18 protein-coding genes and 1 riboswitch are annotated in these 18,821 nt (G+C 42.8%); of the genes, 3 read left to right on the top strand and 15 right to left on the bottom strand.

Annotated features, from left to right (window positions below):
• Positions 1-275: 275 nt before the first annotated feature.
• On the top strand, positions 276-500 hold the full coding sequence (locus ACSNJE_RS13255) for a hypothetical protein (protein WP_495252835.1): 225 nt from the start codon (positions 276-278) through the stop codon (positions 498-500).
• Positions 501-695: 195 nt separating this feature from the next.
• Here ACSNJE_RS13255 and ACSNJE_RS13260 read toward each other — a convergent pair whose 3' ends face one another.
• The 3 genes from ACSNJE_RS13260 to ACSNJE_RS13270 form a co-directional block, all read right to left on the bottom strand.
• Complete coding sequence (locus ACSNJE_RS13260; protein WP_495252836.1) at positions 696-950, bottom strand: hypothetical protein; 255 nt, start codon at positions 948-950, stop codon at positions 696-698.
• Positions 951-1,003: 53 nt separating this feature from the next.
• Entirely contained in the window at positions 1,004-3,133 is a 2,130-nt protein-coding gene (locus tag ACSNJE_RS13265) for a heavy metal translocating P-type ATPase (protein WP_495252862.1), read from the bottom strand.
• 71 nt (positions 3,134-3,204) lie between these two features.
• Positions 3,205-3,570 carry an ArsR/SmtB family transcription factor gene (locus ACSNJE_RS13270; protein WP_013119348.1) on the bottom strand — a complete coding sequence of 122 codons (366 nt, stop codon included), beginning with the start codon at positions 3,568-3,570 and terminating at the stop codon, positions 3,205-3,207.
• A gap of 182 nt (positions 3,571-3,752) precedes the next feature.
• On the opposite strand from ACSNJE_RS13270, the gene ACSNJE_RS13275 reads away from it, so the two are divergent.
• Entirely contained in the window at positions 3,753-3,962 is a 210-nt protein-coding gene (locus ACSNJE_RS13275; RefSeq protein WP_052219095.1) for a DUF1657 domain-containing protein, read from the top strand.
• 86 nt (positions 3,963-4,048) lie between these two features.
• On the opposite strand, the gene ACSNJE_RS13280 is transcribed toward ACSNJE_RS13275, so the two are convergent.
• From ACSNJE_RS13280 to ACSNJE_RS13335, 12 genes are all read right to left on the bottom strand, one after another.
• Entirely contained in the window at positions 4,049-4,384 is a 336-nt protein-coding gene (locus ACSNJE_RS13280) for a hypothetical protein (RefSeq protein WP_052219094.1), read from the bottom strand.
• Between the two features lie 285 nt (positions 4,385-4,669).
• The gene (locus ACSNJE_RS13285) at positions 4,670-5,044 is read right to left on the bottom strand and encodes a desulfoferrodoxin (RefSeq protein ID WP_052219093.1); all 375 of its coding nucleotides are present in this window, start codon (positions 5,042-5,044) and stop codon (positions 4,670-4,672) included.
• Positions 5,045-5,065: 21 nt separating this feature from the next.
• On the bottom strand, positions 5,066-5,596 hold the full coding sequence (locus tag ACSNJE_RS13290; RefSeq protein ID WP_495252837.1) for a rubrerythrin family protein: 531 nt from the start codon (positions 5,594-5,596) through the stop codon (positions 5,066-5,068).
• Positions 5,597-6,362: 766 nt separating this feature from the next.
• A complete protein-coding gene (locus ACSNJE_RS13295; RefSeq protein ID WP_495252838.1) occupies positions 6,363-8,933 on the bottom strand; it encodes a DUF2357 domain-containing protein in 2,571 nt (856 codons plus the stop codon).
• The gene (locus ACSNJE_RS13300) at positions 8,908-10,953 is read right to left on the bottom strand and encodes an McrB family protein (RefSeq protein ID WP_495252839.1); all 2,046 of its coding nucleotides are present in this window, start codon (positions 10,951-10,953) and stop codon (positions 8,908-8,910) included. The genes ACSNJE_RS13295 and ACSNJE_RS13300 overlap by 26 nt, the downstream gene beginning before the upstream one ends.
• Entirely contained in the window at positions 10,954-11,334 is a 381-nt protein-coding gene (locus ACSNJE_RS13305) for an HIT family protein (protein ID WP_495252863.1), read from the bottom strand. It lies immediately after the preceding gene.
• Positions 11,335-11,437: 103 nt separating this feature from the next.
• On the bottom strand, positions 11,438-12,214 hold the full coding sequence (locus tag ACSNJE_RS13310) for a TRM11 family SAM-dependent methyltransferase (protein ID WP_495252840.1): 777 nt from the start codon (positions 12,212-12,214) through the stop codon (positions 11,438-11,440).
• Positions 12,202-13,131, bottom strand: a complete 930-nt coding sequence (locus tag ACSNJE_RS13315) for a type II restriction endonuclease (RefSeq protein WP_474661436.1) — start codon at positions 13,129-13,131, stop codon at positions 12,202-12,204. The genes ACSNJE_RS13310 and ACSNJE_RS13315 overlap by 13 nt, the downstream gene beginning before the upstream one ends.
• A 16-nt stretch (positions 13,132-13,147) precedes the next feature.
• Positions 13,148-14,128, bottom strand: coding sequence for a DNA adenine methylase (locus tag ACSNJE_RS13320; protein WP_495252841.1), 981 nt, complete (start codon positions 14,126-14,128; stop codon positions 13,148-13,150).
• 444 nt (positions 14,129-14,572) lie between these two features.
• On the bottom strand, positions 14,573-16,747 hold the full coding sequence (locus ACSNJE_RS13325; RefSeq protein ID WP_495252842.1) for a helicase-related protein: 2,175 nt from the start codon (positions 16,745-16,747) through the stop codon (positions 14,573-14,575).
• Positions 16,744-17,583 (bottom strand): HamA C-terminal domain-containing protein, encoded by an 840-nt coding sequence (locus ACSNJE_RS13330; protein WP_495252843.1) that lies wholly within the window; start codon positions 17,581-17,583, stop codon positions 16,744-16,746. Before ACSNJE_RS13330 ends, ACSNJE_RS13325 begins: the two co-directional genes overlap by 4 nt.
• A 150-nt stretch (positions 17,584-17,733) precedes the next feature.
• Positions 17,734-17,818, bottom strand: a riboswitch (cyclic di-GMP riboswitch).
• Between the two features lie 318 nt (positions 17,819-18,136).
• Positions 18,137-18,271 carry a hypothetical protein gene (locus ACSNJE_RS13335; RefSeq protein ID WP_474774694.1) on the bottom strand — a complete coding sequence of 45 codons (135 nt, stop codon included), beginning with the start codon at positions 18,269-18,271 and terminating at the stop codon, positions 18,137-18,139.
• 89 nt (positions 18,272-18,360) lie between these two features.
• Between ACSNJE_RS13335 and ACSNJE_RS13340 the strand changes: the two genes are divergently transcribed.
• Positions 18,361-18,624, top strand: a complete 264-nt coding sequence (locus ACSNJE_RS13340; RefSeq protein ID WP_495252844.1) for a hypothetical protein — start codon at positions 18,361-18,363, stop codon at positions 18,622-18,624.
• Positions 18,625-18,821 lie beyond the last annotated feature (197 nt).

The following is an 18,821-nucleotide window of genomic DNA, read 5'->3' on the forward strand; positions in this document are numbered from 1 at the left end:
ATAACCGCTCCCGCTTACGCGGCTCGCGGACCGATGGACGATTTAAGCCCCGCTCCGGAAAACATTTAACCTCCCCTATCAACATCCCGGGGCGCCCTACATAAGTTGAGTGCCGGACTTCCCGGCGGCCTTCGCCATCTTCGAACATGCGGGAACCCCCTGCCTGCCTGTCTGCGGTTTTGCGGGCGCAGTCACTCCCAAACGGTAGGCGGAAAACCCTGCCTACCCTTCCCTGGGTAAGGGTGAGAAAGAGGCCGCCCCGGTGAAACAATAATTTGCGACCTGGCGGAGGGCAGATAGCCGGTGTTGACGACAGTGAGGGCTTGAAATCACTGTTTCCGGCATGGACGCCGGAAACCCGGCCATTGAGTCAGGACGACGATTTGGCCGGGTTCAGTGATTTCAACCGAACGGAGTTTACACCGGCTCTGTCCGTAGCCCCGGAGCAACGGTTGTTTCACCGGAAGAGCGGCAAACTTTTACTCCCGGCCGGGCCATGATGGAAGTGCAAGTGAAGCAGCACGTTGGCAGGGTGGGAGGGTGTCTCCGCTACCGGGGAGCTTGGTGCTGCAAACCCTGGCCAGGCAGGCAGCGTTCCCGAACTCGATGGCTCATATAGCATTTCTCAAAAGCTAGGCCGCCTCCCGTCCGGTCACCCAGCATATGTTGCGTGCCGCAGATTGGAAAAGGGGAGGTTAAATGATTCCTCCGCTCCGGGCGAAATCTCCATCGGATAACCGCTCCCGCTTACGCGGCTCGCGGACCGATGGACGATTTAAGCCCCGCTCCGGAAAACATTTAACCTCCCCTATCAACATCCCGGGGCGCCCTACATAAGTTGAGTGCCGGACTTCCCGGCGGCCTTCGCCATCTTCAAACATGCGGGAACTCCCTGCCTGCCTGGCTGCGGTTTTGCGGGCGCAGTCGCTCCTTGACGGTAGCCTTGGCACCCCACCCACCCTTCCGTAGTTGTAGGTAGCCGCTGTGGTTTATTAAATCATGCTTAATATAATTCAGGTTTTATTCGCAGCAGCCTAATAGCGTTGAGAGTAACCAGAACTGCTGCCCCGGTGTCTGCCAGTATGGCCATCCATAACATCAACCAGCCCGGGAAAATGAGGACCACGGCAATTAATTTAATAACCACAGCAAAATAGATATTTTGTTTGATAACACTGAGAGTAGCTCTGCTCAGGCGCACCAGGAAAGGCAGCTTGGCCAGGTCATCGGCCATCAGGGCGATATCGGCGGTTTCCAGCGCCGTATCCGTACCGGCCCCGCCCATAGCTATCCCCACGGTTGCTGCCGCCAGAGCCGGCGCATCATTTATCCCATCGCCAACCATAGCTACTTTACCAAACTTATTAACCAGGTTATTCACGGCGGCTACTTTATCCTGCGGCAGTAATTCGGCATCAAACTCATCAATGCCCGCCTTCTCAGCAATAGCTTTGGCCGTGGCTTTATTATCTCCGGTTAACATTACGGCCCGCCTTAAACCGGCCTGCTTCAATTCCCTGATAGTCCTGGCGGCTGATTCCCTGACAATATCAGCCACTGCTATTATCCCCACGATATTTTCTTCGTCCCCCACCACCATCACTGTTTTACCCTGTTCCTGTAACTGCGCGACAACCTGTCCGGTTTCTTTTGTTTGCATGCCTAATTCGTCTAATAGACGTGGATTGCCGATAAAATACCTTTTTCCTTTTACTTTAGCTCTGGCGCCTTTTCCTGTGAGGGAGGTGAAATCTTCGACCGGTAACAACGCCAGTTTTTCCTGCCTGGCCTTTTCTACGATGGCTTTAGCCAGGGGGTGTTCCGAAAACTGTTCAATACTTGCGGCCAGGTTCAATACCTGCTTTTCATCTTTGGCGGTGACGGGAATTATGTCGATAACCGCCGGCCGGCCGACAGTCAGGGTACCTGTTTTATCAAAGGCAATAACGGCTACTGAGCCCATTTCCTCCAGGTGCACACCGCCTTTAATCAGCACACCGTTACGCGCCGCATTGCCTATGGCCGAAACCAGGGCTACAGGCGTGGATACCACCAGCGCACAGGGACAGGAAACCACCAGCAGGGCTAAACCCCTGTATATCCAGGGACTCCACGGCCGGCCAAAAACAAGGGGCGGTATTAAGACCACTCCGATGGCCAGAGCAATGACTATAGGCGTATAAACGGCGGCAAAACGGTCAATAAACTTCTGGGAAGGGGCTCTTTGGGCCTGGGCTTCTTCTACCATATGAATTATTTTCGCGATGGTTGTATCGTTTACCAGCTTGGTGACCTCAACCTCAATGGCACCTTCCTGATTCAAAGTACCGGCAAAGACTTCATCACCGATGTTTTTTTCCACGGGAACAGATTCGCCGGTGATAGCGGCCTGGTTTACGGCTGAAGTTCCCTTAATGACCTTGCCGTCCATGGCAATTTTTGCACCCGGTTTAACAATCAATATATCGCCAACACGAATTTCATCCACCGCTAAACAAATTTCTTCCCCGTTTCTCCTGACCAGCGCTTCCCGCGGCGCAATGTCCATAAGTTCTCTAATAGATTGCCGGGCTTTTTCCATGGTGAAGGATTCCAGGGCATTGGAGATGGAATAAAGGAAAGCCACCGAGGCCCCTTCTGACCATTCGCCTATAGCCGCTGCTCCAATTACCGCGATGGTCATTAGTACATTCATGTCAAAATTAAGTTTCCGGATACTGAAAAAGGCTTTTCTGGCAGTGGAAAATCCACCGATTACCATAGCTGCAATATACAAGAGAATGGCAGCGGAAGTTAATCCTTGGGTGTGCTGTAGCACCCAACCGGCAAGCAGAGCGCACCCCGCCAGCCCGCTGATGATAACCCTTTTGTATTCAGCAAAGAAAGACTGTTTTTCCTGTCCTTTTTCATATGCCGGCCGCGCAACAATATCGTGCCTGGTTCCTGCCAAGTAAACGGCCTGCGGGTCAAAAGCCCCCTGCACGGTTAATTTGGAAGCGCCAAAGTTAAGCTCTGCCCTGGTGACACCAGGTATGGCCGCCACTTCTTTTTCAAACTTGGCGGCGCAGTCCATTCACGTAAGGCCGGTGAGCCGAAAAACAACTTTGTTCTTTGCGGACGCTATTTGCGGAATAATCATTTCTGACATAGTTACACGCCCTTTCCTTTTGCCAAGTTCTTTCCTGTACTACGTTCTCCTGGGCTTTAGCCATGCTTGATGTGCTCTAGCCCCTCGGTAAACAGATTAATAATATGTTGGTCATCAATGGAATAATAAACGATTTTGCCCTCTTTACGGTATTTGACCAACCGTAAGTTGCGGAGAATCCTCAGTTGGTGCGAAATGGCAGACTGACTCATGCCCAACAGGGCAGCCAGGTCGCAGACACAAAGTTCTTTCTGGGCCAAAGCGTGAATGATCTGGACCCGGGTCGGGTCCCCCAATACTTTAAAAGTTTCCGCCAGTGAAAGCACAGTGTTCTTATCCAAGAGCTTGTTTTTTAACTCCTGTACAACATCCTCGTGTATACATAAGACGGCACATGTATCAAAAGCCTCTTTTTCCTCCAAAGTAAACCCCCCAAAAAGTTAATAATGTTTGAACAAATGTTCATATATTAGTTTATATTATATGGGGTGCAAAGTCAAGGCGCTTTGCCATCTCTTATTATTATTTCCAGCATAACTAAAGCTTCTAAGGGACAATATAAAGTTGGCGAAAATTCAAATTCATATTAAAGGAGGTTATTTAATTGACTATCGGCGAAAAACTGCATCAGACTTTGGCCAGTCTTGAAGGGGCCGCAGCCAACCTGAAAACCTTTGCCCTTGATACTCAAGATAAAATGGCCCAGCAAATGTTTAACGACTTAAGCGGCCAGGTCGAAAACATCTGTAATAATCTGAGGGGGCGGGTAAATTATATTGAAGGGCAGGAACCTCAATATAAAGTAAAAAGGTAATCGGGCCCTGACTCATGAACCCTGTGTCAAGGGAAAGATATGTTAAAAATACCTCCTTGCGTATAATCAGCAAGGAGGCTAGTTTTTTATCCGACTTTTAATTTAATTCTTTCAATCTCCAGGTTCTGCCGGCCAAGTTCTCCGGCCAAAATTCTTATATCGCCACTGATCTCACCCAGTTTTTTCTCCGTTTCCGTTCTAAACTCAAGCAGACCGGCAGTCTGTTCGACAACGGCATCCAGTTTCTTTTCCACTCTGTCCAAACGTTCGCCCAAGTCTTTAAAGCCAACAAAAAGTTTGGCCTGGCCTTCTTCGAGCATAGCTTGTCTCTCTTCCAGCGGGGCCATGCTTGCCTCAAGTCTTGTTTGCCCCTCTTCAAGCCCTTCAACCTTGGCCAAAATCAGGTTAAGGATTTCTTTCATTTCCATTCACGCCCTTGGTAACATTATATCTTTTCTCATTCGGGTTTTAAAGAGAACATCAGTTCAGCTTCACCCTCCCAGGATTATTTTACCATAAACCAAACATTTGTTCCAGTATTATTTCCGGGAAGAGAAATTTTTGCGGCAGCGCAAACAGAAAACCCTTTACAATGCCTCACCGGATTCAGAGTTAACGGGAAAGCGTTGGCAGTCATGACCAACGGCGCCATGAAAGCCAGGGACAAAAAATCACCTTCGTGCTAAAAGCAGAAGGTGATTTTTTTGCTATCTATGCCATAAGCCATGGATGTTGCAGTAAGCCCTGACCTCAACATTGTCGCCGGGCAGACAGAATTCAGCCACCGGCTCGTCACCCGGTTTCAGGTATTTACGGGCAACCTCTCCACTGTCAATAACTTCAATCCACTCAATATAGTGCTTTTCCTCCATCGGATGCTTTATGCTGCCGACAGTAGCCCTGATCCCCTCGACAGTTGCTTCAACCACCGGGACGTGTTTCTCCATGCTAGCCTCCTGTTCATTGGCCTTCTTTAGTTCCATGGGCTTTCCACAACAGACCAACTGACCTGCGCCGGTATGCACTATTTCCACCATGTTCCCGCACACATTGCATTTGTAAATCTGGTTTAACTCTGTCATATAAATTCCTCCTTTGGTTTTCTATTTCTGTCCTACCCTGTGCCCGGGCCTGTAAAATGTCCTGTCATGGCCGCAGAGAGGACACTTTTCCGGGGGTTCTGTCCCTTCGTGGACAAAGCCGCATTCCCGGCATTGCCATGCGATGATATCATCCCGCACAAGAAGTTTCCCATTTTCAAGAGCAGCCAGCAGTTTAGCGAACTTCTCGGCATGACGTTTTTCAACCGTGGCAACAGTTTCAAAAAACTTAGCCGCTTCAGTTACACCCTCTTCAAGGGCATCTTTCAGAAAAGCCGGGTACATATCTTTGTACTCAAAAGACTCCCCGTCAATGGCCGCCTGAAGGTTTGCCCTGGTGTCACCGATCCCTTTCAGTAACTTTAAGATGACCTCAGCGTGTTCTTTTTCATTTTTTGCCGCTTCCTCAAAAAACTCAGCAATCTCCAGCCACCCTTCCTTCCTGGCCACCGAGGCAAAAAAGGTGTACTTGTTCCTCGCCTGGCTCTCTCCGGCAAATGCGGCCAAAAGGTTTTTGACAGTTTTCTCACCCATATTTAATTCCCCTTTCTTTTAATTAATTTAAGATTTAATTTAAGATGGTTCATTAATATTGTTTACCCATTTGGTATAGTTTAATTATAATAAACTGCTTGGTTCTTCGTCAAAGGTTTTTTGGTAAAATCTGTGGCTCATGTTGCATTTCTCAAAAGTCTGGCCGCTGCACAGTGAAGTAACCGTTGCTCCGAAGTTACGCCTTCCTTTAACCACGAAAAGGTGGGTGGGGTGACCCTGTTACCCCGGAGCTTTGTGCTGCAAACCCTTGCCGTTCAGGCAGCGTTCCCGAACTCGATGGCTCATGTTGCATTTCTCAAAAGTCTGGCCGCTGCACAGTGAAGTAACCGTTGCTCCGAGGTTACGGGCGGAGACATTGTAAACTCCGTTCGGTTGAAATCGCTGAACCCGGCCAAATCGTCATCCGTGACTCAATGGCCGGGTTTCCGGCGTCCGTGCCGGAAACAGCTATTTCAAGCCCTCACTGTCGTTAACACTGTCTATCCGCCCTTCACCAGGTCGCAACTTATTACTTTACTGTACAGCGGCTTTTTGCTATCTCGCAGAGAGTGCAGTGGCAAAGCTTTGAAACAGTATTTTCAAGGCAAGCAAACCTTCGCCGTCTTCGAACATGCGGGGACTTCCTGCCTTGTTGCCTCGGTTTGCAGCAAGACTCATGACGGCGGCAGCGCAAAGAAAAACCTTGTACAAGGCCTCACCGGGTTCTGGGGTGGTAGGAAATCGTTGACAGTCTGACCAACGGCGTCTACGACTTCACAAAGTCCCGGATGGCCTTAAATACTTTAACCCTGTTTCCTTCTAATTCCTCCAGAGACCAGGACCGTGTGATGCCGTTTTTTTCGACGGACAGGGTTTGGCCCGTAAACCGGAGTATGGCTCGACCATCCACAATAAAATCCTTTACCTTTGCTGCATCCAGATACTGTTCCCCGCCATTTACATGAAGTATAGCCACTTCAGCCCGCACATGCGGTTCCTGAGATACTCTCCTAAGCTCTTTCCATAGCCTAATTTCCTCTTCTGTCTGCAGTTTAAGCTCCGGAAGTTCCCGCGCACTTAACAATAACGGCAGTGTCGTAAACAGTTTATCGTAAACTCCATACTGTAACGGCACTATCTTCTGAGGCAACTCTTTCCACTCTTCAATTTCAAAACGCACATAATATCCTTTCCGGTCACTTTTTATCTCGGCAATTTCTTCCCTCTTAAGAATCTTAAAGCTCTTTATTTTACCGTAATGCCTGATCCCGCTGTCCTCTCCATAGAGCTCCCTACTTCTGTAGACCGCCACATATTCCAAATTCCCCAGGTTATTAACCACATTCTTTAACGGTGTGTGATAAAAACTGTATTTGTAGTTAATTTCCCATTGCTTCTTGGTTCTCAGGGAACCCACAAAAACATTTCTCTTTAAGAATTTGTTGTAATAATAATCTTCGGCAGCTTCATGAAGAAGAGCCTTTTCCATGGCCGTCTCGGGTGTATCCAATATGAGTTCATCCAACAGTTCTTCCACCAGGCCGGTATGCCCGGGTAAAAAGGGTAGCCCCCCTATATTGACGTGCTGGATACTTTCGTAGAAGGTATGAGGTTTGCCATCAGTACGACCGGCATAGTTATCCTCGTCATCATAGGGAAACAGCACAAAAGCGCCATATACCGAACGCTCGAATCCCGTTTCCTTATTCCCAAATACTATAGCATCCCGATAACGGTGCATTGTGTTTATGTCATCCTCTTCGGGACCGGGCTTACCATGCTTAGCAAGATATCTTTTGTCCAGAGCAGGATTGATTCTGTATTTGGCATCAAAAACATATCTGTATTTAACATCAGACCCCTCTTTTTGCAATGAAAGAACGTTATCCGGAACCTGTGCAATAGTGGGAACGGAAATGTTGCTGTCCTGATAAGTGAGAGTAAACTTTTCCCCGTTCCCAGGGTTTTCATAAATTATCGAGGCTGTTTTATCTTTTCTCAACGTTACCGACAATCCCCGGTTATCTACTTTGATGAGACTGTTCTTTCTGAGCTTGTATTTTTTCCGCAAAATTTTGTTTAAGGCCAGAAAACACCAGTACTCGTAAAGAGTAGGCAGGTCTTTCAGTGACATATGAAAAACATCGGACTGAATAGACAGGCCCTTCATCAGCAGCAAATAATACCGGTAAACTTCGCGATAGCCGGGCGCCATCTGAAGCACCAATGAGAAGTTATCGAACCGGTTCAGTTCTGTAACATTTGTAAAAATCTCCATTCTGGAAAAACCCTGAAGTTTGGCCAACATCCTGCGCAGCTTTTTATCAATGTATGGATCAAAACGGGAACTGTCACCTCGATATAATTTTAAGTACTCCTGGTGAATGACAGCCAACTTGTTGCAGACCTTTTTCAGTGCCCACTTAATAAAACGGTTTTCAAAAGTATCGTAGGTAACCTGCCTCTTACTTTCTCGGAGTTTTACCGGAATAAAATAATTGCGCCTCACTAAAATCCCGTTATTAGTTACAGACCGAACAAGGTTCTCCTGGTGTCTAGCCAACCACTTCGCGGCCTGATGGTCAAAACGCCTGACTTTTTCCACCCGGACTATGTGATCAACGGGGACAATCTTATGATGAGGGTTGGCTTTGACTAATTCCAGGGCTTTTACAAATTTGCCAAAGATGAGACTGATTATAGTGAAAAATTCACTGAGACTTTGTTTAACAGTGCGCGTCTCTTTGGCGTGGAAAAATGTTCGCATCATAAATTCATAGGCCAAGTTGTAAATTTCCTCATTAACTTCTTTGAGCAGTTCCTGAAAATCATGCTGATAATCAACTTTAGCAGGAAAGACCTCCAGCTTTATTTTTAATATAGGCCTGCCCTCACAATTGATTTGTAGGTCAGAAAAGCCAATGTCATTCCTGAAGTTTAAGTTCCCTGAAATAATGCCTTTTCTAAAGGGTGTCACAGCTTCTCTGAGGGATTTGTTCTCATGATAAAACTGAAGGTCTTTTCCTGTCAAAGATTCTATTTGAATATTATAAGTCTGTTGTTCATAAAAGCATGGAAATACTTTTTCGCCTGGATTCAGTTCACGCAACCCGGAAGTACCGTCACCTGTAAAAGGGTCAAAAACATAAACTTTGTAGTTCTTGCCAAAGGTGACAACCTCAAAGGCAGCCCGGGCCCACTCTCCTCTGGCGTCCTGGTGTAGCTGAAGATGTTCCACGGTAGGGTGAACGGGTCTACCTTTAATAAGCACAATCAGTTCATCGGACTCAATCCTCACCAAGTCCATGTCTTTATAACCAGAAAGAGGTAAAGCCATCATCAAACCTCCAGAGCATAGTGGCAATCTTTGCGGCGCTGCGCGGATAAGGTTTGATATTGTTGTTATCCTGTACATATTTTAGAGCCAGTTCACCGACACCGGCCTCATGGTTAGAATAGTCCTGACCACTGGCAATCTTGAACAACTCAACAAGCACATTGAAGATTAGATTGCTGCTGCCCTGTATCCGTGGAAGTATTTTCTGCATCAACTGATAATCAAAGGCTTCGTCTTCCTCCAAAAGCCCACTGGCTTTGTTATAGGCCATATAGAAGCAAATTTCATCCCGAACCCGATATCCGACGTGTAAGTTTGCTTTGGACAAAACGGCGTTTATCTGATCAATCTTGTCAACAACGCTCTCCAGATACTCAAAGCTGTCCAAACAATCTTTTAAGTTTAGATACTGGGCCTGAAACACATTATTATCTACAGGCAAAGGGCTTACTTCTTGCATATCTTTACCGGGAAAGGATTTCAGATGAACCGTGGAAAACTCTATGGTATTGGCCCGGTCCAAAACTTTTTTGCTGAAAGGAAAGGTTGTTTCATCCATATTCACCGTACCGATAACGTAGAGGTTTGGAGGAATTCGGAGCTGTCCATACCGCTGTTTGTCCTCATCGGTATGAAAGTAATCGTCGTGAAAAATCTTTTCGGAAAAACAACCGGCATCGGTTTTCTTCTTTGTTTCCATTAGGCTTAAAATATCGCTGAAATAATACTCCACTCTGGATAAATTCATTTCATCAAGACATACGAAAAAGGGCTTGTCCAATTGACTGTTTGCCCGCTGTATCAATCGGGTTAAGGGACCTGGTAAAAACTTCCCGTTGATGTCTTTGTAACCAAAAAGGTCTGAACTGTCGTTCCAATCAGGCCTGACAGGGATAAGTACAAACCGTCCGTTTTCCGTAGTTGCGCCAACGGCTTCAGCAAAGACTTCTACTAATTTACTTTTTCCGGTCCCGGAAATTCCGGCCAGAATAACAAAGGGTTTTGTTTTAAGGCATAAAAAGAAGTTTTTAATTAGGCCTGTTTCATATAAATAGCCTTTATTCGATATGTACCGATAAATGTGTTCGACAATTTCGTTATACTTCAGTCTTTCTTTATCAGAATCAGAATTCATCAAACGAGGATTTGTCTGTTCATCAGGAATACCCATTTTGGTAACCTTCCTCAAAATGAAATAGTAATCTGCTCCCCCGGCTTCCTGTTCCACCTTGTCAAGCATAAACTCACCGGCGAAATGAAATAACTCTCCCTTTTTATCTCGCACAAAAACATACAAGGGATAGCCTTCTTTACTTGACTCAATAATCGCCTTATTTGAGGCCAGGTCCAGATTATAGGTCTTTTTGCCTGTTTCCTTGTCCGTTCTGCCTTCCAGGTAATATTTGAGAATGGTCCTGTCTTCCGTAAGCCATTGGTTCGGATACAACTCCCCGCCAATGGTACAGAGAATAACTACGGCTTTAAAATTTTCTTTAAAAATCGGGTGAATACCTTTAACCTGGTTTTGGCCCGATAACAGAGCTATATCAGTGGCAGTTACAGCCACGCCAGGAGCCAGAGAGGAGAGTTCCGGAAGTGTGATCTGGTGAGGGTCGAAGTCTTTGTAATACCAATAAAGGTGCTTGTAGGCTAGGTCTCTTATTTCCTGCCTGGTGGACTCGGTTAACTCGGCAACAACTTTATCGGTAAAACTGAGCTCCTGGCGATCCCCCCGGTAGGTGATAAACTTATTTAAAGCCTGAACGGGGTTAGTTAATATAAGTTCTTTGACTCGAGCATCGGTCAAAGTTGCCACTCTGGACATTTCGATTTTGTCCTTTTCAGGTTTTTTGCCAAATCTCTGCCTGGATTCGTAAAAATTTCGAAAGTACCTGGTCACATCGTCTAAACGGGCCACGCCATTCGCAGAACAATTCTCCAGCATAGCCAAAACGGTAACCATTTTATAGGAAGCCTGGCGGTTTCTAAAGCTTGCATCCAGCTCAGTTATAACGGCCAATCAGGACCCTCCCTCAACGGTATATATTCTTTTATGCGGTATTACACCACGCACCCCACCAGTCGGGTTATCAATATCTCCTCTATACCTGGGAATCAGATGAATATGCAGGTGCATGACTGTCTGCCCTGCTGCAGTACCTACATTGATGCCTATATTGTATCCGTCGGGCTGAAAATTTGTGTCTAGGTAAGACTTGCCTTCCTCTACCAGGGCCCAGAGAGACTGTACTTCTTCGGGAGTGGCATCAAAGTAATTGCTAAAATGTCTTTTGGGGATGATCAGGAGATGGCCTTGGTTGACGGGGTATTTGTCAAATATGGCAAAAGCCAGGCTGTTTTGCAAAACTTGGTCGGTTCGGTTGCAGAACGGGCAGGTAATGCTAATCAACCTCCAATTGGGGTTTATATAAAATTATTGGTAGATCCGAAGAAAAAGCAAAATCACTTTCGCGCTAAAAAGCGGAAAGTGTTCTATTTTATGGCTACTTTATCCTACTGTATCTAAACCTGCTTAAATCTTCATTTTTGCTAGGTTTTCTAAACACAAATAAATGTTCATGCATTATCAATAAAATATTAAGCTCTTCAGCTTTGCGTTCCCAGTACGGGGTTGATTGGCAATTATGTTGTACTTTTATAATATCTTCTTTGAGAATAAATCCGTTTTTGAGAAACCTCTCCATTACAAAATACGATAAGGGAACATAATGCCTGCTTTTCCTCGTATCCCCTATAAGAATTGCACAATAAGAATCTTCCTTAAGAACTCTAAAGAATTCCAGTATTGCCTTTTCAAATTCATCACAAAATTTTTTAATACTTGAAATATTGGAAAGGTCTCCTTCAATTTTACCTTTAGAATATTTTATTATATTTGCATACGGGGGATGAGTAAGAATTAAATCTATGCTGTTGTTTTCAATTTCCGTTAAACTTCTCACATCTCCCACTTTTACTTGCTGTTCATATTTATTGCCTTCAAATTCTAAGTTTTTTTTGGTTAACTCAACAGCATCAGGATTTATGTCAAGTCCGATACCTTTTCGGTTAAGAATTTTGCACTCAATTAAAGTAGTTCCCCCACCGACCATAGGATCTAGTACTTTATCACCTTCTCTGGAATATCTAAGAATAATATTCCGAGCAATTTGCGGAGCAAAGTTACCTCTATATTTCGGATTGTGAGTAGCCCAATTTCCTCTTTCTGGAAACGACCAAACTGTGGTATTTTCTTTAATAAAGTCATTTATATCTTGCATAGTATGTCTTCTAATAATCCTTTCCTAACAAAATGTAAATTTAGTAAATAATTCACTTCTTCGAAACCCTTCCTAATCTGGTTTTTCTGACCCTTCCATCCGTCTCCATCGGTAACCCAGATAAAATCAAAACCGTTAGCCTTTAGATCATTTTGGCGGTTTATATATGCATCTACAATTTCCTGGGGTTTAGAGCCTGTCCCAGAAAAGAAGTTAACTTCAATATTGATTACTTTTTTATTGTCATCCTTCAAAATAATAAAATCTGCTTTTCTATTCCTAATTGACGAAGAAACTTCAATTCCGAAAGCCTTTTTCAAATAGTCAAATTTTTTCTGAAACAAAATAATGAATTTATCTTTTTGTCTTGAATTTATTTCTTCGATAATAGGTTTTAATACTAGTTCCATAGCATCGCCACTTCTGTTTTTTCTAGCATGTGTATCCATTCCAACTTCTACACCAGTGACATAGTCTTGAATACTTTTGGTCGATAAGTTTTCAAAAAAGTATTTGAGACCGGTTTTAGAAAAAAACTCTACAAAACTATCAATTTCCTGTTCTGATAATTGTCTTTCATTAAACTCGTACTCGACAATATCAGAATCGGTAGCAACAAAATCTCTAATCACTTTTAATCTTTGCTCTCTGATAGCTAATAATATAGGAATAACCGGAAGTATTTCGGGATATTTCTTTAAAAGATTTCTCAATTCAAATTCAAAGTTCTTACTTCCAATTAAACTATTTAAAATATTAAATTCCACTTTATGTTTTTTCACATGACTTTTTACTTTTTCCCAATCAACAAAAAACTTATACCCTCTATTTGTATCAACAATTGTATTATGAAATTTTTCAATAGTGTCTTCTATTCCCGAAACTCCTAACCGGCTTTTATATAAATGTAATTTCATAATTCTCTCCCTCAAATTAGTAATTTCTAATAATCAGCTCGTTAATTTCGCCTCTTTTTGAACTATCACAGTTAATATATCGTTTAGCAGTAACTCGTTCTATAGTGATACCTTTATTACTGTAATGTTTCTCAAAGAAATCATCGTCTGGGTTATAGTTCTTGGGGTCTGAATTGCTTAGCATAAGGTAAGCACCTTTTTTGCTCATCTTTCTAAAAAACTTGGCCAAACGTATTTGATCTTCTTCATCAAAACCTTCTTTATCATAGCTTGTAAAACTTGATGTTGCATTTAAAGGACGGTAAGGTGGATCAAAATATACAAAACTGTTTCTTTCTATATATTTCTCAGCTTCCGTAAAGTCACCGACATATATTTCCGTGTTATCAAGTGCTCGGTAAACTTGTAAAATATTTTCCGAATCGCAAATTTTTGGATTTTTATATCTTCCAAAAGGAACATTAAACTCTCCTTTTTGGTTTTGGCGAAATAAACCATTAAAGCATGTTTTATTCAAAAAAATTAAAAACGCGGCCCTTTCTATCCAAGCCTTAGAATATTTGTTATAATTAAAGCTAGTAATTTTTTTATTATATAAATTTCTTACCTCATAATAAAAATCTCTACGCCCATCGATACTTTTGCTAAGATAGCTACTTTCAATCTCTTTCAATAAATTTATCAATTCTTTTGGATCATTTTGGATGACCTTGTAACCGATAATAAGTTCTTTGTTAATGTCAAATAAATAAGCTTCTTTCACATGGAAATACCTTTTTAAAAAAAAGAACATTGCCCCTCCACCTACGAAAGGTTCAATATACCTTTCAATGGTGTTAGTAGCAACTATGGACTTAGGAAGCCTTTTGCTAAATTCATTAAGTAATTGTGTCTTTCCTCCTGCCCATTTCAAAAAAGGCTTAGCTTTAATAGTTTCTTTATTGGGTACGTTATTTAATCCGCTATTAATTTCTGTAACTAGACAAGTATTTCTCACGTAAAGTATACCTACCTTTGACTAAACAGTGTTTATTAATTTGAATTATACCAAAGAATCAATTCTTTTTCACTAAGTTTTGGCAATAACCCCTTACTAAAAAGTGATTCCCGTTCCGGCCTATGGCAATTGAATGTCCCATCTGGTTAAGACGAACCATAAAAAATCATCCTCTACCAGTTATACAACTGCCTAATTGACCAGACCTATGTATAGACGAGGTCTGCGCAACAAGAGCCCTGCCCGGATGATACGCCCGTCCAAAACATGTTTAAAAATACTCTTCTGCCAGTGCCGCGGCGGTCTTTTCATACCCCTTTTCCCTAACCTGCGGCGGTATGATTTTGGCCAAGTAACAAGTAAAAACCATGACAACTGCTGTAGGCGGACAAGTTAGATTAGAACATAGTGAAGCCGTTTCTACCGTTGGTGAAGTTGTACTAATTATTCTAACAATCTTTTGATTTTATTTATTTCATAATCACTTAATTCAAAGTGTGTTAGATTAAGGGATTTAAGCTTATTGATAATCTGGGGAAATGAATAATCGCTTGGAATTACATTAGCAAATTTTCTTATCGCCGAAATCGGAATATCATATTCATAAAGAATAGATAAATTTGTAGGCAAAAAGTTATTTTCAATTTGTTGAGTAAAATAAGTATAGTTTCCTGGTCTCTTCCTTTGTTTAATACAGACGAATTCCTGTAAATCAGACAAAACATTTAAAAACTTTGGCAACTTATAGTCAAACCAATGTTTTGCAACCTGTAAAACATGATTTATTATTTTCTGTAACCTCAAATACTCGTCTGGTTCATTATTAATCCACCAGTCATTTTTCATGTTAATGTTAATTAGTGGCTTAAGAGATTTGAAATTGAAGTATTGCAAAGTGATAACTGCTAGCTGTGACGGAGTATGAATACCACCCTTTGACTCGCCTTTCTTAAATAAATACTTCCAACCTATCTCAAGAACCTTATTTAATTGTTCATAGCTAGGAATTCCTGTCCAACAAATCAAAGGATGGTTATGTTCAACCTCCATTTCCAACTCCTTAATCGCTTTTAATTGTCCTTCTAAAGGAATTCCTACATTATTTTTTAATAATTCCTGTAAATCTTCAGGTAAGCCATAAAACATCTTTAGTTTTTCTTTAACTTTCTGCTTAATATCTTTTGGATCCATTTGAATTAGTAGCTCGACTGGGGCCGTATCCTGTGTTATTAAGGGGATATCAACGTCAATGTTTTCTTGTTTGGGTTCAGGATGGAATCTGAAGACCTTTCCAATAAAGTGCCTTTTCATCCTTCCTGAACGGCCAACAATATTCTTAAAATCAAAGTAGTCGATTGTTTTCGGTCCCTTTTTTTTATCAAAAAGAATAACGTTTTTTGCTGAAGTGTTCACACCCTCAATAAGAGTAGAAGTACAAAACAGATAATGTATATCACCTGAGTTAAAAGAATCAACTATAGAACTAGCTATATGGCGCGGTAACCCCCCATGATGCACACCAATTGAGTTAGCTAAAGCACTGCAAAGAACCCATCCTTCATGTATGTTTTCATGTATCCATTCAATTAAATCCTTATTAATATCCTCTCGTTGAAATTTAATGTTCCTTTCGGAAATATAATCTAGAAATCTAGCGGATAATCGATTAGCCTTATCGGGGGATGAACAGTATATTATTGTTGGGTCTTCTTGTTCTAACAACAAATTAAATAAACGGCGCTCTCGTTCATCGTCGCTGACTTTGGAATCATCTTGAAATACATCGTATACATCGATTGCTACTGTAGCAAAATTTGTTGGATACCATAAGGCATTATAAGTCTTAATAAATTCTTGTGGTACATTGTTTATATTTGGTCCAAGCATATAAAACTTATCGGTAAACTTCAACAATCGATATAGAGCATGGTTTAAGGTAGTAGCCCTCTCATCATCACGTTCAAGGCTTAACTTATAAAATTCGTCTAAAACAAAAAAGTCAATAGGAGGAAAATTTTTATATTCCACAACCCTCTCTCCGGTAAATAAAAACAGGTTGCCTCTTCGCTCATCAGGCAATTGCGAAGTATGAACTATGATATTATAATCATCGCGATATTTTTGAAGCTTTTTTCTAGTTTCATCTAAAAGCGCAAGAGTTGGCTGGATGATAACAATGTTCTCGCACTTTCTTGCGGCAACAATCTCCTCGATCAAAAGACTTTTTCCGAAACTAGTAGGAGCACTTACAACAACACTTCTTCCAGCACTTAAGTAAAGAGATAAAAGCATTTGTTCCTCGTGAAAATGAATATTTTCGAGATTTTTAGATCGGACAAATTCGTGTCTTATACAAGCAGGGCCAGTAAGAAGCTCATGGTCAACATAGGGATAAAGGCCAGCAGCTTCTACTAGGTCGTTTAATAAAGGCAGCAACGATGGAAAAACCTTATCCTTAACGTCAAGGATTCTAATAACCAAGTCTCTACCTAATGCATGAGTATCTGTAGACTGTAATAAATGATTACAGCACCTTAAAATGGCATAGCTATCTTCGAAGTCTAACACTTCCTTTTCCAATATTAAGTTAATGGTCTGACGATACATTTCAATACTCATATCATCTGCATCCTTTTTAAGCGAGTATCAAGTTCTTTATTAAGGTCGTCTTTATTCGGGACAGGAAGTAACATAAGGACCACATCAACGCTTGTTTTTATCTTCGTCTTTTCAAAGATATCCTTTAAACGAATACACTCACTTACAAAGTCATCTAGATACTGCTTTGTTTCAGCATCATGCTTTTTAAATAAATCACTAGAATAAGTACATACTAGTGGAATTGAAATGCCATTATAAATTTTTTCAAGTCGTTGGTGTTTATGCATAAGGTTTCTCCAATATTCAATTTCAGGAACGTCTGACGGCAGTTTTCTGCAAATCAACTCAAACTCTTTTCTTAAGTAGTCAGCCTGGATATGGTTTTTCAAGTCCTTTGCAAGATCCTTTACCCCTTGCTCACCAGTCTTATATAACTTCGATTCACCAAGCCAGAGCTTTTTCGTATCGCCTTCTATCACAACATGCACACCGTCAAAACCGTGAACAGTTACATTAGCAGAGTCCTTAAAATATATTTTCGATATTAACGGAATAGTATTACAGAAATCCCTTAACAGTAAATGTAATATTAATTCACCAAATTCCCCTCGTTTTTTGTAATTATCTGTCATGTATACTGTTTGAGCAGCTTCTTGAACTCTGTCCACGATGTCAGTAATAGGTATTGACGTCCCAGCATAATAGCCGAGAGCAAATTCTGGTATTACTCTTCTAATGACATCCACTAATGGTTGTAACCTAAATTTATTTTCTTCAAAACCAACATGGTAAGCACGAAAGGTAGCCTCAGATATTCTTTCTTCTAACACCATTTCAGACTTAAATGGCCTCATCTTACAACTCCTCTCGCAATTAACGAAATTTAGCTCAACCTACCCCTAAATGAAAATCCTCTTACAACCGGTTGGTGCTATCCTTTCCCCACCCTACCCACAAAAAACCCGTCCCCCAAAGGAACAGGCTTTCCACTACTACCGCAACTATACTGCAACCTGGCAATCCTGGCCCTTCGGCCGTAGACCCATGGCTTTGCGCCCCATGCTTTCGCATGGTTTGCCAAACGATATACGTATCTGTCGAATTTTTCCTGTTTCATAAAATACGCCCCGGAACAGCAGAACTCCTGCGTTGGGGCAGCTTAATTTATCGCCATATTCCGACTGTTTTCGACAATTTTTCCGTTTACCTTTCCCTCTGATTTCCTCTGTGCTCTCCGCGCCCTCTGTGGTGATGTGTTAACCGCTGTAATGCTGAAAGGGTGGGTGGGGTATCCTGGCTAACCCGGAGCTTGGTGCTGCAAAACCTGGCCAGGAAGTCCGGTAATCGCTATGGAAGTAAAACAATCGTTGCTCCGAGGTTACGGGCGGAGACAGTGTAAAACTCCGTTCAGTTGAAATCGCTGAACCCGGCCAAATCGTCATCCATGACTCGTGGCCGGGTTTCCGGCGTCCGTGCCGGAAACAGCGATTTCAAGCCTTCACTGTCGTTAACACTGTCTACCCGCCCTCCACCAGGTCGCAATTTATTGTTTTACCTCCACAGCGGTATCTTCTGTTTTTCTTAAAGCAACGGTTATTTCACCATGCAGCGCCTGCCGGCAACAGGGAGGGGTGGGTGGGGTTCTCAGGCTACCGTTAAGGAGCAACTGCGCCCGCAAAACCGCAGACAGGCTGGCAGGGAGTTCCCGCATGTTTGAAGATGGCGAAGGCCGCCGGGAAGTCCGGCACTCAACTTATGTAGGGCGCCCCGGGATGTTGATAAGGGAGGTTAAATGTTTTCCGGAGCGGGGCTTAAATCGTCCATCGGTCCGCGAGCCGCGTAAGCGGGAGCGGTTATCCGATGGAGATTTCGCCCGGAGCGGAGGAATCATTTAACCTCCCCTTTTCCAATCTGCGGCACGCAACATATGCTGAGTAACCGGACGGGAGGCGGCCTGACTTTTGAGGAATGCAACATGAGCCATCGAGTTCGGGAACACTGCCTGCCTGGCATGGTTTTGCAGCACAAAGCTCCCTGGTAGCGGAGAACCCCTCCACCCCTCCTTAGATGGGGAGGCATAGCCTCGGAGCAA

The organism is Thermincola sp. GK-1 (genome assembly GCF_059412445.1).

Bases quoted from the DNA above. Each gene is read 5' to 3' on its own strand.
- ACSNJE_RS13280 (WP_052219094.1), bottom strand. From the start codon at position 4,384: ATGAAAGAAATCCTTAACCTGATTTTGGCCAAGGTTGAAGGGCTTGAA.
- ACSNJE_RS13285 (WP_052219093.1), bottom strand. From the start codon at position 5,044: ATGACAGAGTTAAACCAGATTTACAAATGCAATGTGTGCGGGAACATG.
- ACSNJE_RS13290 (WP_495252837.1), bottom strand. From the start codon at position 5,596: ATGGGTGAGAAAACTGTCAAAAACCTTTTGGCCGCATTTGCCGGAGAG.
- ACSNJE_RS13295 (WP_495252838.1), bottom strand. From the start codon at position 8,933: ATGGCTTTACCTCTTTCTGGTTATAAAGACATGGACTTGGTGAGGATT.
- ACSNJE_RS13310 (WP_495252840.1), bottom strand. From the start codon at position 12,214: ATGCAAGATATAAATGACTTTATTAAAGAAAATACCACAGTTTGGTCG.
- ACSNJE_RS13315 (WP_474661436.1), bottom strand. From the start codon at position 13,131: ATGAAATTACATTTATATAAAAGCCGGTTAGGAGTTTCGGGAATAGAA.
- ACSNJE_RS13325 (WP_495252842.1), bottom strand. From the start codon at position 16,747: ATGAGTATTGAAATGTATCGTCAGACCATTAACTTAATATTGGAAAAG.
- ACSNJE_RS13330 (WP_495252843.1), bottom strand. From the start codon at position 17,583: ATGAGGCCATTTAAGTCTGAAATGGTGTTAGAAGAAAGAATATCTGAG.